This window comes from Microbispora sp. H13382 (genome assembly GCF_014161445.1).
Taxonomy (GTDB): domain Bacteria; phylum Actinomycetota; class Actinomycetes; order Streptosporangiales; family Streptosporangiaceae; genus Microbispora.
In genome coordinates, this window is sequence record NZ_JABBXA010000028.1 from 80,736 (window position 1) to 93,302 (window position 12,567).

The 12,567-nt window shown below is 70.7% G+C and carries 15 protein-coding genes; 13 read left to right on the forward strand and 2 right to left on the reverse strand.

Features of this window, described 5'->3' with window-relative positions:
- Position 1: 1 nt before the first annotated feature.
- The 13 genes from HHX41_RS36585 to HHX41_RS36645 all read left to right on the forward strand — a co-directional run bounded on the left by HHX41_RS36585 (position 2) and on the right by HHX41_RS36645 (position 11,337).
- A complete protein-coding gene (locus tag HHX41_RS36585; RefSeq protein WP_169988667.1) occupies positions 2-496 on the forward strand; it encodes a nucleotide exchange factor GrpE in 495 nt (164 codons plus the stop codon).
- Positions 496-1,485, forward strand: a complete 990-nt coding sequence (locus tag HHX41_RS36590; protein ID WP_182909604.1) for a DnaJ C-terminal domain-containing protein — start codon at positions 496-498, stop codon at positions 1,483-1,485. The genes HHX41_RS36585 and HHX41_RS36590 overlap by 1 nt, the downstream gene beginning before the upstream one ends.
- Positions 1,482-1,808, forward strand: coding sequence for a chaperone modulator CbpM (locus HHX41_RS36595; protein ID WP_182909605.1), 327 nt, complete (start codon positions 1,482-1,484; stop codon positions 1,806-1,808). The genes HHX41_RS36590 and HHX41_RS36595 overlap by 4 nt, the downstream gene beginning before the upstream one ends.
- Positions 1,799-4,417, forward strand: a complete 2,619-nt coding sequence (gene clpB, locus HHX41_RS36600; protein WP_182909606.1) for an ATP-dependent chaperone ClpB — start codon at positions 1,799-1,801, stop codon at positions 4,415-4,417. Before HHX41_RS36595 ends, clpB begins: the two co-directional genes overlap by 10 nt.
- Positions 4,418-4,420: 3 nt before the next feature.
- The gene (trxA, locus tag HHX41_RS36605) at positions 4,421-4,864 is read left to right on the forward strand and encodes a thioredoxin (protein WP_220504750.1); all 444 of its coding nucleotides are present in this window, start codon (positions 4,421-4,423) and stop codon (positions 4,862-4,864) included.
- Entirely contained in the window at positions 4,848-5,780 is a 933-nt protein-coding gene (locus HHX41_RS36610; protein WP_182909607.1) for an NAD(P)/FAD-dependent oxidoreductase, read from the forward strand. The genes trxA and HHX41_RS36610 overlap by 17 nt, the downstream gene beginning before the upstream one ends.
- A gap of 31 nt (positions 5,781-5,811) precedes the next feature.
- Positions 5,812-6,264, forward strand: a complete 453-nt coding sequence (locus tag HHX41_RS36615; RefSeq protein WP_182909608.1) for a DUF1931 family protein — start codon at positions 5,812-5,814, stop codon at positions 6,262-6,264.
- Positions 6,265-6,277: 13 nt separating this feature from the next.
- Positions 6,278-7,429 carry a glutathione-independent formaldehyde dehydrogenase gene (locus HHX41_RS36620; RefSeq protein WP_182909609.1) on the forward strand — a complete coding sequence of 384 codons (1,152 nt, stop codon included), beginning with the start codon at positions 6,278-6,280 and terminating at the stop codon, positions 7,427-7,429.
- Positions 7,430-7,711: 282 nt separating this feature from the next.
- Positions 7,712-7,969, forward strand: coding sequence for a hypothetical protein (locus tag HHX41_RS36625; protein WP_182909610.1), 258 nt, complete (start codon positions 7,712-7,714; stop codon positions 7,967-7,969).
- 11 nt (positions 7,970-7,980) lie between these two features.
- Positions 7,981-8,298, forward strand: coding sequence for a Gfo/Idh/MocA family oxidoreductase (locus tag HHX41_RS36630; protein WP_182909611.1), 318 nt, complete (start codon positions 7,981-7,983; stop codon positions 8,296-8,298).
- An 11-nt stretch (positions 8,299-8,309) separates the two neighbouring features.
- Positions 8,310-9,065 (forward strand): hypothetical protein, encoded by a 756-nt coding sequence (locus HHX41_RS36635; RefSeq protein WP_182909612.1) that lies wholly within the window; start codon positions 8,310-8,312, stop codon positions 9,063-9,065.
- A 16-nt stretch (positions 9,066-9,081) separates the two neighbouring features.
- Positions 9,082-10,989 (forward strand): amino acid transporter, encoded by a 1,908-nt coding sequence (locus HHX41_RS36640; RefSeq protein WP_182909613.1) that lies wholly within the window; start codon positions 9,082-9,084, stop codon positions 10,987-10,989.
- Positions 10,990-11,007: 18 nt separating this feature from the next.
- Positions 11,008-11,337, forward strand: coding sequence for a hypothetical protein (locus HHX41_RS36645; protein WP_182909614.1), 330 nt, complete (start codon positions 11,008-11,010; stop codon positions 11,335-11,337).
- 6 nt (positions 11,338-11,343) lie between these two features.
- Here HHX41_RS36645 and HHX41_RS36650 read toward each other — a convergent pair whose 3' ends face one another.
- Positions 11,344-11,658 (reverse strand): SDR family NAD(P)-dependent oxidoreductase, encoded by a 315-nt coding sequence (locus HHX41_RS36650; RefSeq protein ID WP_310742340.1) that lies wholly within the window; start codon positions 11,656-11,658, stop codon positions 11,344-11,346.
- A gap of 105 nt (positions 11,659-11,763) precedes the next feature.
- Positions 11,764-12,567: alpha/beta fold hydrolase (locus HHX41_RS36655; RefSeq protein ID WP_182909615.1), on the reverse strand; the 804-nt coding region annotated here is incomplete at its 5' end.

A 12,567-nucleotide genomic window follows, 5' to 3' on the forward strand; every position in this document is an offset into this window, starting at 1 on the left:
CATGACCGAGCGGAATGAGACACCACCTCCGGAGCCCCGGCAGGCCGTCGAGGAGCCCGTTGCGGAGAAGCTCGCCGAGCTGGAGGACCGGTGGCTGCGCGCCGTCGCCGACCTCGACAACCTCCGCAAGCGTGTCGCGCGCGACATGGACCGGCAGCGGATCGAGGAGCGTACGCGTGTCGCGGCCGAGTGGCTGCCGGTGATCGACAACCTCGAACTCGCGCTGAAGCACGCGGGCGCCGACGCCGACGCGGTGATCGAGGGGGTCCGGGCCGTCCGCGACCAGGCGGTCGGCGTGCTCGCGCGTCTCGGCTTCCCGCGCAGGGACGACGTCGGGACGCGATTCGACCCGGCCAGGCACGAGGCCGTCAGTACGGTCGCCGTCCCGGACGTCGACGCCGGCACCGTCGTCGACGTCGTACGGCCCGGCTACGGCGACGGCGCGCTGCAACTACGCCCGGCCTCCGTCGTCGTCTCCACGAAAGCCGACGAGTGATGGCGGAGCGCGACTTCTACGAGATCCTGGGCGTCCCGAGAACGGCGGACCAGGACGAGATCCAGCGGGCCTACCGGAAGCTGGCCCGCACCTACCATCCCGACGTCAACAAGGCCCCGGACGCCGAGGACCGCTTCAAGGAGGTCTCGGAGGCGTACGAGGTGCTGTCGGACCCCGGGACGCGGCGGCGGTACGACGCGTTCGGGCCAGACTTCCGCCGGGTGCCCGAGGGTGTGGACCCGGCGGCGTACGCGCGCGCCCGCGCCGGAGCGGGAGCCGGCGCGGGGCCGGGCTGGGCGGGGCCGGGGCCCGCCTGGGCGCGCGGACCCGGCGGGGAGGAGATCCACTTCACCACCGGCGAGGGCTTCGAGGGCATCGACCTCGAAGACCTGCTCGGTGGCGTCTTCGCCAGGCGCAGGCGAGGCGCGACCGGCCGCGCCTGGGGCCCGGTGCCCGGCGCCGACCAGGAGGCCGAGCTGCCGCTCACGGTGGAGGAGGCTTACCGCGGCGGCCGGCGGAGCATCACGATCCCCGGCCCGGGAGGCGGGCGGACCCTCCAGGTGAACATTCCCCCTGGCGTGACCGACGGCCAGCGGATCCGGCTCGCGGGCCAGGGCGGCGCGGGCAGCGACGGCGCCAGGGCGGGCGACCTCTACCTGATCGCGCGGATCGCCGACCACCCCCGCTACCGCCTCGAGGGGCGCGACATCCACGTCCGCCTCCCGCTGACGCCGTCGGAGGCCGCGCTGGGGGCGACTGTAGCGGTGGACACGCCCGGCGGGGAGGCGAAGGTCAAGGTGCCGCCGGGCACCTCGTCCGGGCGCCGCCTGCGCCTGCGCGGACAGGGCATGCCGAACCCGCGCGGCCGGCCCGGAGACCTGCTGGCCGAGGTCCGGATCATGGTGCCGCCCACGCTCGGCGACGAGGAGCGCCGCCTGTACGAGCAACTGGCCAGGATCTCGGCGTTCAACCCGAGGAGCCCGTCATGACCTATCCGCTCGTCCGGCTCGCCCAGGTGGACGTCGGGCACCTGGACCTGGAGTCCTTCTCCCGGGCCACGGGACTGCACCCGGAACTGGTGCGTCGCCTGGTGGCGCTCGGGCTGATCGACGCCTGGACCGGCTTCTCGGGCGGCCTGTGCTTCCCGCCCACCCAGGTCGCCGCCGTGGGGCGCCTTCAGCGCCTGCACGCCGGGCTCGCCGTCAACTACGCCTCCCTCGGCCTCGTGACGGACCTCCTGGACCGCATCGCGGAGCTGGAGGCGGCTCTGCGCACCAATACGAGAAGGACCGGAGACAGATCGTGGACCTGAACCGCCTGACGCAGAAGTCGCAGGAGGCCCTGCACGACGCCCAGACCGCGGCGATCCGCTTCGGACACACCGAGGTCGACGGGGAGCACCTGCTGTTGGCGCTGGTCCGGCAGCCCGACGGGCTCGTCCCGCGCCTGCTGTCCGCCGCCGGCGCCGACCCGGACAAGCTCCGGCTCGAACTGGAGCACGAGCTGGAGCGGCGGCCCCGCGTCACCGGTCCCGGCGTCGCCCCCGGCCAGGTCTACGTCACCCAACGGCTGTCGCGGCTGTTCGATGCCGCCGAGCGGGAGGCCGGCCGGCTGAAGGACGAGTACGTGTCGGTCGAGCACCTGCTGATGGCGCTGCTGGACGAGGGCGTCGACAGCGCGGCGGGCCGGCTGCTCAAGGGACACGGGCTGACCCGTGAGCGCTTCCTGCAGGTCCTGACGCAGGCACGCGGGAATCAGCGGGTGACCTCCGCCAATCCGGAGGTCGCCTACGAGGCGCTTGAGAAGTATGGGCGCGACCTCGTCGCCGCGGCGCGGGCGGACAAGCTCGACCCGGTCATCGGGCGGGACGGCGAGATCCGCCGGGTCGTCCAGATCCTGTCCCGCAAGAGCAAGAACAACCCGGTCCTGATCGGCGACCCAGGCGTGGGCAAGACGGCGATCGTGGAGGGCCTCGCGCAGCGCATCGCGCGCGGCGACGTACCGGAGGGCCTGAAGGACAAGACGATCTTCAGCCTGGACATGGGCGCGCTCGTCGCGGGGGCGAAGTACCGCGGCGAGTTCGAGGAGCGCCTGAAGGCCGTGCTCACCGAGGTGACGGCGTCCGAGGGACGCATCCTGCTGTTCGTCGACGAGGTGCACACGGTGGTCGGCGCGGGCGCCGCCGAGGGGGCGATGGACGCCGGCAACATGCTGAAGCCGATGCTGGCCCGCGGCGAGCTGCACATGATCGGCGCGACGACCGTGACGGAGTATCGCAAGCACATCGAGAAGGACGCTGCCCTGGAGCGCCGCTTCCAGCCCGTCTTCGTCGACGAGCCGTCAGTCGAGGATTCCATCTCCATCCTGCGCGGGCTGCGCGAGCGTCTCGAGGTCTTCCACGGCGTGAAGATCCAGGACGGCGCGATCGTCGCCGCGGTCGTGCTGAGCCACCGCTACATCTCCGACCGCTTCCTCCCTGACAAGGCGATCGACCTGGTCGACGAGGCGTGCGCCATGCTCCGTACGGAGATCGACTCGATGCCCGCAGAGCTGGACGAGCTGACCCGCCGGGTGACGCGGCTGGAGATCGAGGAGGCGGCGCTCGCCAAGGAGGACGACCCGGCGAGCCGGGAGCGCCTGGAGACGCTACGCAAGGAGCTGGCCGACCTGCGGGCCGAAGCCGACGCCATGCGGGCCCAGTGGGAGGCCGAGCGGCACGCCCTGCGCAAGGTGCAGCAGCTGCGCGAGGAGATCGAGAGCGTACGCCGGGAGGCCGAGCAGGCCGAGCGCATGTACGACCTGAACCGCGCGGCCGAGCTGCGACACGGCAGGCTTCCCGAACTGGAGCGCAGGCTGCGTGCCGCGGAGGAACAGCTGGAGAGCAAGCAGGGCGGGCACCGGCTGCTGCGCGAGGTGGTGACCGAGGAGGAGATCGCCGGCATCGTGTCGCGGTGGACCGGCATCCCGATCAGCCGCCTGCAGGAGGGCGAGCGGGAGAAGCTGCTACGGCTCGACGAGATCCTGCACCAGCGGGTGATCGGCCAGGACGAGGCCGTGCGGGCGGTCGCCGACGCCATCATCCGGGCGCGCTCGGGGATCAAGGACCCCCGCCGCCCGATCGGGTCGTTCATCTTCCTCGGGCCGACCGGAGTCGGCAAGACCGAGCTGGCCAAGACGCTGGCCGAGGCATTGTTCGACACCGAGGAGAACATCGTCCGCGTCGACATGAGCGAATACCAGGAGCGCCACACCGTCAGCCGCCTTGTCGGCGCCCCGCCCGGGTATATCGGCTACGAGGAGGGCGGCCAGCTCACCGAGGCCGTGCGGCGCAAGCCCTACTCCGTGGTGCTCTTCGACGAGATCGAGAAGGCACACACGGACGTGTTCAACACCCTGCTGCAGGTGCTGGACGACGGGCGGCTCACCGACGCCCAGGGGCGCACGGTCGACTTCCGCAACACCGTGATCATCATGACGTCCAACATCGGCTCGCACTACCTCAGCGAGAAGGCGGCGCCGTCGGGCGAGATCGACCCGGAGGTGCGCGAGATGGTCATGGCGGAGCTGCGTGCCCGCTTCCGCCCCGAGTTCCTCAACCGCATCGACGACATCGTGCTGTTCAAGCCGCTCACCGAGGCCGAGATCGAGCAGATCGTCAAGCTGATGTTCAACGACATCAGAGCGCGGCTCGCCGAGCGCAGGATGACGCTCGAGATCAGCCCGGAGGCGGTCCGCCACATCGCCGAGCGCGGGTTCGACCCGATCTACGGAGCCCGCCCGCTGCGGCGTTACATCGCCCGCGAGGTGGAGACCCGGGTCGCGCGGGCGCTGGTCGCCGGCGACGTCCGCGACGGCGCGACCATCCGGGTGGAACTGTCCGGCGGCGAGATCGTGGTCACGTACGAGAACCCGGAGGGCTGACCGATGCCGCCGAAGGTCGTGGAGTCGAGCGTCGTCCGGTGCCCGCACTGCGGCCGGAACAACCGCGTGCCCAAGGCGGGGGCGGGAGCGCCGCGCTGTGGCGAGTGCCGCGAGTCGCTGCCCTGGGTGGTGGACGCGGGGGACGAGGACTTCGCCGAGGTCGCCGAGGCGGCGCGGATTCCGGTCGTCGTCGACTTCTGGGCGTCCTGGTGTGGGCCCTGCCGCACGGTGAGCCCGGCGCTCCAACAGGTCGCCACCGAGCTGGCCGGGCGGATCAAGCTGGTGAAGGTGAACATCGACGAGGCGCCCGAGACATCGCGGCGCTTCGACGTGCGAGCCGTGCCGACGCTCGTCGTCCTCCGGCTGGGGCGGGTCGTGGCCCAGCGGGCCGGTGCGGCGCCGGCGCCCGTGTTGCGGAAGTGGGTCGGCGATGCGCTGGCCGGATGAGCTCACCGAGTCGCCCGATCTGCAGGGCGCCTACCCCCGGCTGAGCGATGTGCAGATACGGACGCTGGCCGCCCACGGCGAGCGCCCCGCCGGGATCTCCGGTGGCGAGCTGGCCGAGCGGGCGATGATCCAGGCCCGCAAGTTCGGCGCGGAGCTCTGCGTCCCGGCGGAGGCGTGCACGCTGCGAGCGCACGAAGGCCATCACCTCGTCACCCTGAAGGAGGGCACGACGGTCCACGCCCGCACGCTGCTCATCGTGACAGGCGTCCGCTACCGGAGGCTCGTCGTGCCCGACCTGGAGAGGTTTGAGGCGACCAGCGTCTACTACGCGGCCACCGCGTTCGAGGCACAGACGTGCAGCCGGGACCCGGTCGTCGTCGTGGGCGGCGGTAACTCGGCCGGCCAGGCCGCGCTGTTCCTCGCCCACCACGTCGCCTCTGTCCGCCTGCTCGTACGCGACGGCGAGCTGACCAGGAACATGTCCCGCTACCTGGCGGTCGAGATCGAACAACACCCCGGCATTCAGGTGATGCTGAACACCCAGGTCCGGCGGCTGGCCGGGCGGGAGACGCTCGAGGCGGTCGTCGTCGAGCACAACGTCACCGGGGAGCGGTTCACCGCCGAGGCCCGCGCGATGTTCGTCTTCATCGGTGCGGAGCCGTACACCCGGTGGCCGGCCAACGAGGTCGCGCTCGACTCCCGGGGATACATCCTGACCGGGCTGGACGCCGCTCGTTCCGGCAGGAAGGGCGTGCCGGACTCCACCGGTCGGCCGTTTCCACTGGAGACCAGCAGAGCGGGTGTGTTCGCGGCCGGCGACGTGCGGAACGGATCGATCAAACGGGTCGCGTCGGCCGTCGGCGAGGGCGCGATGGCCGTGCGCCTCGTGCACGAACACCTTCAGCTGAGGGGCTGAGCCGCCCGCGCGGGGAGGAAGGGGACTGGCGATGGCAGAAGTGATGGCGGTGCAGAGGTTCGAGCGGTTCTTCAGGACGGCGGCGGGCCTCGACGTCGACAAGGAGGATCTCCGGCGCTACAGCGACTTCGTGAACCAGAAGCTGTACGACCTGCTGGTGATCGGCCAGGCCCACGCGAAGGCGAACGTCCGGGACGTCGTCGAGACCTGGGACCTGCCCATCACCAAGGGCCTCCAGGAGAGCATCCACCGGTTCCGCGACCTCGACGAGGACATCGAGCTGAAGCCCATCCTGGAGCAGCTCGCGGCGTTGCCTCCGCTCGACCTGTCCATCGGCGAGGAGGTGAGGGAACGGCTGCCCGAGATCGTCGGCGGGCTGTCGCTGGCGCTGGCGCGCACGTTCACCATCCTCGATCCCGGCCTGAAGAATCCGAGGACCGAGCAGTGGGAGCGCGTGATCCGCCTTTTCGAGCTGCTGCTCTAGAAGCGAGGACATCATGAAGGCAGTCGTATACGAGGGACCCCGGCAGGTCGGCGTCAAGAACGTGCCGGACGCGCGGATAGAGATGCCCACCGACGTCCTGGTCCGTGTCACCACGACCAACATCTGCGGGTCGGACCTGCACATGTACGAAGGCCGGACCGACCTGGAGCCGGGCCGTGTCCTCGGCCACGAGAACCTCGGCGAGGTGGTCGAGGTGGGGCCGGGAGTAGTACGCGTCCGCGTCGGCGACATGGTCTGCGTGCCGTTCAACGTCGCGTGCGGCTTCTGCGCCAACTGCGAGAGAGGCCTGACCGCCTTCTGCCTCACCACCAACCCGGAGCCGGGGGTGGACGGGGCCGCGTACGGCTTCGCGGACATGGGCCCGTACAACGGCGGCCAGGCCGAGCTGCTGCGCGTGCCGTTCGGCGACTTCAACTGCCTGGTCCTGCCGGACGACGCGCGGGAGAGGCAGACCGACTACGTCATGCTGGCCGACATCTGGCCCACCGGCTGGCACGCGACCCAGCTCGCCTGTGTGCAGGCCGGCGACTCGGTCGTGATCTACGGGGCGGGGCCGGTCGGCCTGATGGCCGCCTACTCCGCGACGTTCAAGAGCGCGGGCATGGTGATGGTCGTGGACCGCCACCCGGACCGGCTGGCCAAGGCCGAGGAGATCGGGGCGATCCCGATCGACGACTCCAAGACGTCGCCGGTCGACCAGGTCATGGAGCTCACGCACGGCAGGGGCGCCGACCGGGGCTGCGAGTGCGTGGGCTACCAGGCGCACGACCCCCAGGGGCACGAGCATCCCAACATGACGCTGAACAACCTCGTCAAGTCGGTGAGGTTCGCCGGGACGATCGGGGTCGTGGGCGTGTTCATCGCCATGGATCCCGGCAGCCCCGACGACCTCTACAAGCAGGGCGAGATCGCCTTCGACTACGGGATGTTCTGGTTCAAGGGCCAGACCATGGGCAACGGCCAGTGCAACGTCAAGAACTACAACCGGCAGCTCTGCACCCTCATCCACGAGGGGAAGGCCCGGCCGTCGTGGGTCGTCTCACACGAGCTGGATCTGGACGACGCGCCCGGTGGCTACGAGCACTTCGACCAGCGGGATCCCGGTTGGACCAAGGTCGTCCTGCATCCCGCCGGCACCGGCTGACCCTCCCGTCGCGGCCGCGGGCCCCGGCGGTCCGACCGTTGGCAGTGAGGGGGACGGGCCATGCGCATGCCGGACGCCCGCTGGCTCAAGCAAAGGCTGCACGACGCGCCACACCGGGCCCTTCATGCTGCCCGGGGGCCAGGTGCTGGAACAAACCGGCCGCCATGTCGCCGTCCGGGGCACCAGTACCTGATCGGTGGGCAACGACAAGATCATCAGTCACCGGATGTACTTCGACCAGCTGGAGCTCTACACCCAGCTCGGCGGGCAGAGGACTGAGCGATGCTGTCAGAGGACATGGGCGACATGGTGACGGTCGAGCTGTTCTTCCAGTGCAGGCACGACGTCGTCAGCGAGGAGATCCGGGTTCCACAGACCGACTGGGACGCGATGAGCGCGGGCCAGCGCGACGCGTACCTGGCCGACCGCGTCGACGCGCTCGTGAGCGCGAACTCCAGCGCCGGTTGGAGGGAGATCCAGGAGGGGGAGCGGCCGGGGGACGGCCCGTCGTGGGAGTGGGTGAGAGCGTGGGCGCGTTGAAGGTGGCTCTCGTGGGGTTGGGCGTGGCGGCCCAGGTCGTGTACCTGCCGCTGCTCGCCAAGCGGCGGGACATCTTCCAGGTGTCCGCCGTGTGCGACCTTGACGGCGACCACGCAGAGACGCTCGGCCGGGAGTTGGGCGTCAGATCCTACGACCGCGCCATGGCCATGCTGGAGGCGGGCGGGTTCGACGCGCTGATCGTCCTCACGCCCGGTTCTCACGGGCCGCTCGTGAAGGCGGCCCTCGCCTGCGGCTGCTGGGTGCTGTGCGAGAAGCCGCTCGCCTACAGCCGGGCCGAGCTTCGCGCATCCCCGGCGACGCGCGGCTGATGGTGGGTTATGTGAAGCAGTACGATCCGGCCACGCAGCGCCTGCTGTCGGCGCTCAGCGAGGCCGGCGGCGCCAGGGCCGTGCGCCGTCTGGACGCCACCGTCCTGCACCCCTCCGAGGAGTCGCAGCTCCTGTTCGCCAGAGCCCGGGTGTCGAGGCCGGCGTCCGAGCGGCTCGCCCCCTACCTGGAAGCCGACAACGAGGCGATCATCGAGGCTCTGGGAACGGTCCCGGAACGGCTGCGGCGCCTCTACTCCCAGGTCTTGCTCGGCGACGTCCGGCACGAGCTGTCCGTCATGCGGCTGCTGGTCGGCTCGCCCGCGACCGTGGACCATGTGTCCGTCTGGCCGGACGACGTCTTCCCGCCCTCGATCGAGGTGAGCGGGAGACTGCCGGACCCCGCGCGCGGCAGGTACGGCCTGTGCTGGCACCACCTGCCGGACTACCCCGTCTACCGGGAGACGATCGCCGTACACCACGACCACGGCTCGCTGGAACTGTGCTTCCCGACCCACTACCTGCTGAACGCCCCGACGAGCCTCACCGTCCTGTCGCGGACCGGCACGGCCGAGCGCACGGTCGCCTACCGCGACCTCGCGGAGGCGTACGAGCGGCAACTGGTGGCCTTCCACCGGTTTGTCACCCAGGACGAACCACCGCTCACCGGGCTCGACGGGGCGTTGAAGGACATTGTCACTGCGCAGCGGATCATCCGCCGCCACGCCGAGCAGACGGGGCTCCCCGTCGGCGGCGAATGCGTGGAGTAGGGCGAGTGTGGGCGGCATGGCGACCAGGGACAGCGTCCGCTCCTGGCTCCTGGAAGGGCTTCAGCACGAGGACGTGATGCCCGCCGGGCCCCACGTGGTGGAGGCGCCGCACAGGCGGCACGCTTGGTGGCGGGTCATGTGCCTCACCGGTCTCGACTACTTCTCCACCCTGGGCTACCAGCCGGGGATCGCCGCGCTGGCGGCGGGTCTGCTGTCGCCCGTCGCGACGTTGTTCCTCGTCGCGCTGACGCTGTTCGGCGCGCTGCCGGTCTACCGGCGGGTCGCGGTGGAGAGTCCGCACGGCCAGGGCTCGGTCGCGATGCTGGAGCGGCTCGCCCCGAGGTGGTGGGGCAAGCTGTTCGTCCTGGTGCTACTCGGGTTCGCGGCCACCGACTTCGTGATCACGATGACGCTGTCGGCGGCCGACGCGACAGCGCACATCCTGGAGAACCCCTTCGCGCCGCGTGCCCTCCAGGGGCACCAGGTCGCCGTGACGATCGGCCTGCTCGCGCTGCTCGGCGCCGTGTTCCTGCTGGGCTTCAGCGAGGCGATCGGCGTCGCCGTCGTCCTCGTGGGCGTCTACCTGTCACTCAACGTTGTGGTGGTGACGGCGGCCGTGCTCCATGTCGCCGACCGGCCCGTCCTGGTCGTGGACTGGAAGCAGGCCCTGCTGTCCTCGCACGGCGGGCCGGCGTCGATGGTGCTGCTGTCCCTGCTCGTCATGCCCAAGCTCGCCCTCGGCCTGTCTGGGTTCGAGACCGGGGTGGCCGTCATGCCGCTGATCAAGGGGGGCCTGGCGGGACGGATCAGGGGAGCCAAAAGGCTGCTGACGACGGTGGCCCTGGTCATGAGCGTCTTCCTGATCGCCAGCAGCTTCGTCACGAGCGTGCTGATCCCGCTGCGGGAGTTCCGGGAGGGCGGCAGGGCCAACGGCCGGGCCCTGGCATACCTGGCTCACGCCTATCTTGGGAACGGGTTCGGCACGCTGTACGACGCGAGCACGATCGCGATCCTGTGGTTCGCCGGCGCTTCCGCGATGGCAGGCCTGCTCAACCTGGTTCCCCGTTACCTTCCCCGGTACGGCATGGCCCCCGACTGGACGCGGGCGGTCCGGCCGCTTGTCCTGGTCTTCACGGCCGTCGCGTTCGCCATCACAGTGATCTTCCGGGCGAGCGTGACGGCGCAGGGCGGGGCGTACGCCACCGGAGTCCTCGTGCTGATCCTCTCAGCGGCCGTCGCGGTCACGGTCTCGGTCCACCGGCGTCGCAGGCGCGCGGCGACGGCGGCGTACGCGGCCATCGCCCTCGTCTTGACGTACACGCTGGTGGCGAACGTGATCGAGCGGCCGGACGGTGTCAAGATCGCGTCGTTCTTCATCGCGGCCATCGTGGTCACCTCGCTGATCTCCCGAGCGACCCGGTCCACCGAGCTGCGGGTCACCCGCGTGGTCCTCGACCCCCTGGCGGAGCGGTTCCTCCGCGAAGTGCCCGGCGACGAGGTCCACCTGATCGCCAACGAGCCGCAGCGGCGCGACCGGGCGGAGTACGAGGAGAAGCTGCGTGAGCAGTGGCGCAACCACCGGCTGGATCCCGCCACGCCGGTGCTGTTCGTGGAGGCCACCGTCCCGGACGCGTCGGAGTTCCTGACAGAGCTGCGCGTCCGGGGCGAGGAGCGGTACGGGCACCGGATCCTCCGGCTGGAGAGCTCCTCGATCCCGAACGCGCTGGCCGCCCTGCTGCTCTACATCCGGAACCGCTTCCGCAAGCTGCCGCACATCTACTTCCACTGGGCCGAGGAGAACCCCGTCGCCGCGATGCTGCGTTACCTGGTGTTCGGAGTGGGCGACGTCCCGGCGATGACCCGCGAGATCCTGCGGGAGGCCGAGCCGGATCCCGAGCACCGTCCCCGGGTGCATGTCGGATAGGCCGGCAGGCCTCCGCGTTTGCGCCGACTCCTCAACCACTACCGCGGGCTCCCCGACGTCGTCGTCCCGGGACTGCCGTGCGGCGGCGTGCCGGTGGCGTACGAGGTGGCGACGGGGCTGGGCCACCCGCTCGACGTGTTCCTGGTGCGCAAGCTCGGCACGCCCGGCCGGGAGGAGCTCCCCATGGGGGCGATCGCCGGCGGCGGAGTGATCGTGCTTGACGAGGACGTCACGCGCGTGCTCGTCATACCGTCCGAGACGATCAGGGAGGTCGCCCAGCGGGAGGCCCGCGAGCTGGCGAGATGGGAGAGCGTCTACCGGGGAGAACCGCCCACGCCCGAACTATGAGCACGGTTACGCCCAATGGGCGACCTCGGCCCGTAGCGCTTCGGAGAAGCCTTCGAGCGCGAACTTCGTCGCCCCGTAGGCGGAGATTCCCGCGAACGACAATCGTCCTCCCACGCTGCTGACCTGCACGATCGCGCCGGACCGTCGTGCCCGCAGGTGGGGAAGGGCGGCGCGGGTCAGCCCGGCGGGGCCGAAGAAGTGGACCTCGAACAGGGCCCGCTGCTCGGCCTCGCCGGTTTCCTCCACGGCACCGACGTGGCTACGTCCGGCGTTGTTCACGAGGATGTCGATGCGACCATGTCGAGCGATGACCTCGGCCACTGCCTCGCCATGGCTCGGGTCTCGGGAAGAGCGCTGGCTTCTGCGCGGATCACGCCTGCTTCATGCTGATCTGCTTGAGCACGGGCTGCGGACCTGTCGCAGCAATCAGTGACCTCGTTCCCGGCCGAGGAAGCACGACAGGAGTCGCCTGAAGTCGTGCGGGTGCTCGAGCGCCGGCACGTGCCCGCATCGGCCGAGCACGTGCAGACGGACATCGGCCAGGTGTTCGAGCAGGGGCAGAGCTGCCGTCCCGAGCGGGGTGACTCGGTCCTCGGCGCCGTGGACGAGCAGCACGGGCGCGCGGATCCCTGCCAGCGTTTGCGCCGAGAGGGTGAGGTCGTCGGCCCAACGTGCCCTAGGTGGAGGGAACAACGACGCGTATGCGGCCGCCCCCGCTTCCATCGCAGCTGCACGGGCAGCGACGGCCGACTCGGTCACGAGCGCTTGGTCGAAGACGAGGCGACTCAACATGTCTCGTGCCCCGGGCGGGCCGGCGGGGGCGGCCCAGACCGCGTCGAGCTCGGCGGACAGCGGCGCCCCGGGGGCGCCCATCGTCGAGACCGCCACGACACGGGTGACCTGCTGGGGACGCGCGGCCGCCAACGCCAGCGCCACGACACCGCCCATGGAGTGACCCACCACGGCGTAGTGCTCGACACCGAGAGCATCCATCAGGCCCGCGGCCTGCTCCGTCCACAGCCGGAGCCCACCCCTGGAGCCCGCCGGGATCGGTGTACGGCCGAACCCCGCCTGGTCAGGAGCCACCAGGTGCCAGGACGTGCCCAGCGCCTGTGCCGTCGTTGCCCAGGCTCCGGATCCGGTCGTACCGGGTCCGGAGCCGTGCAGCATCAGCACCGCGGGCCCCGTGCCGCTCTCCAGGATGTGGACGGGGGAGCCGTCGACGGTGAC

Excerpts from the sequence above, each read along its gene's own strand:
- HHX41_RS36595 (WP_182909605.1), top strand. The coding sequence starts at position 1,482 with ATGACCTATCCGCTCGTCCGGCTCGCCCAGGTGGACGTCGGGCACCTG.
- HHX41_RS36590 (WP_182909604.1), top strand. The coding sequence starts at position 496 with ATGGCGGAGCGCGACTTCTACGAGATCCTGGGCGTCCCGAGAACGGCG.
- HHX41_RS36640 (WP_182909613.1), top strand. The coding sequence starts at position 9,082 with ATGGCGACCAGGGACAGCGTCCGCTCCTGGCTCCTGGAAGGGCTTCAG.
- HHX41_RS36620 (WP_182909609.1), top strand. The coding sequence starts at position 6,278 with ATGAAGGCAGTCGTATACGAGGGACCCCGGCAGGTCGGCGTCAAGAAC.
- HHX41_RS36610 (WP_182909607.1), top strand. The coding sequence starts at position 4,848 with ATGCGCTGGCCGGATGAGCTCACCGAGTCGCCCGATCTGCAGGGCGCC.
- HHX41_RS36625 (WP_182909610.1), top strand. The coding sequence starts at position 7,712 with ATGCTGTCAGAGGACATGGGCGACATGGTGACGGTCGAGCTGTTCTTC.
- trxA (WP_220504750.1), top strand. The coding sequence starts at position 4,421 with ATGCCGCCGAAGGTCGTGGAGTCGAGCGTCGTCCGGTGCCCGCACTGC.
- HHX41_RS36585 (WP_169988667.1), top strand. The coding sequence starts at position 2 with ATGACCGAGCGGAATGAGACACCACCTCCGGAGCCCCGGCAGGCCGTC.
- HHX41_RS36615 (WP_182909608.1), top strand. The coding sequence starts at position 5,812 with ATGGCAGAAGTGATGGCGGTGCAGAGGTTCGAGCGGTTCTTCAGGACG.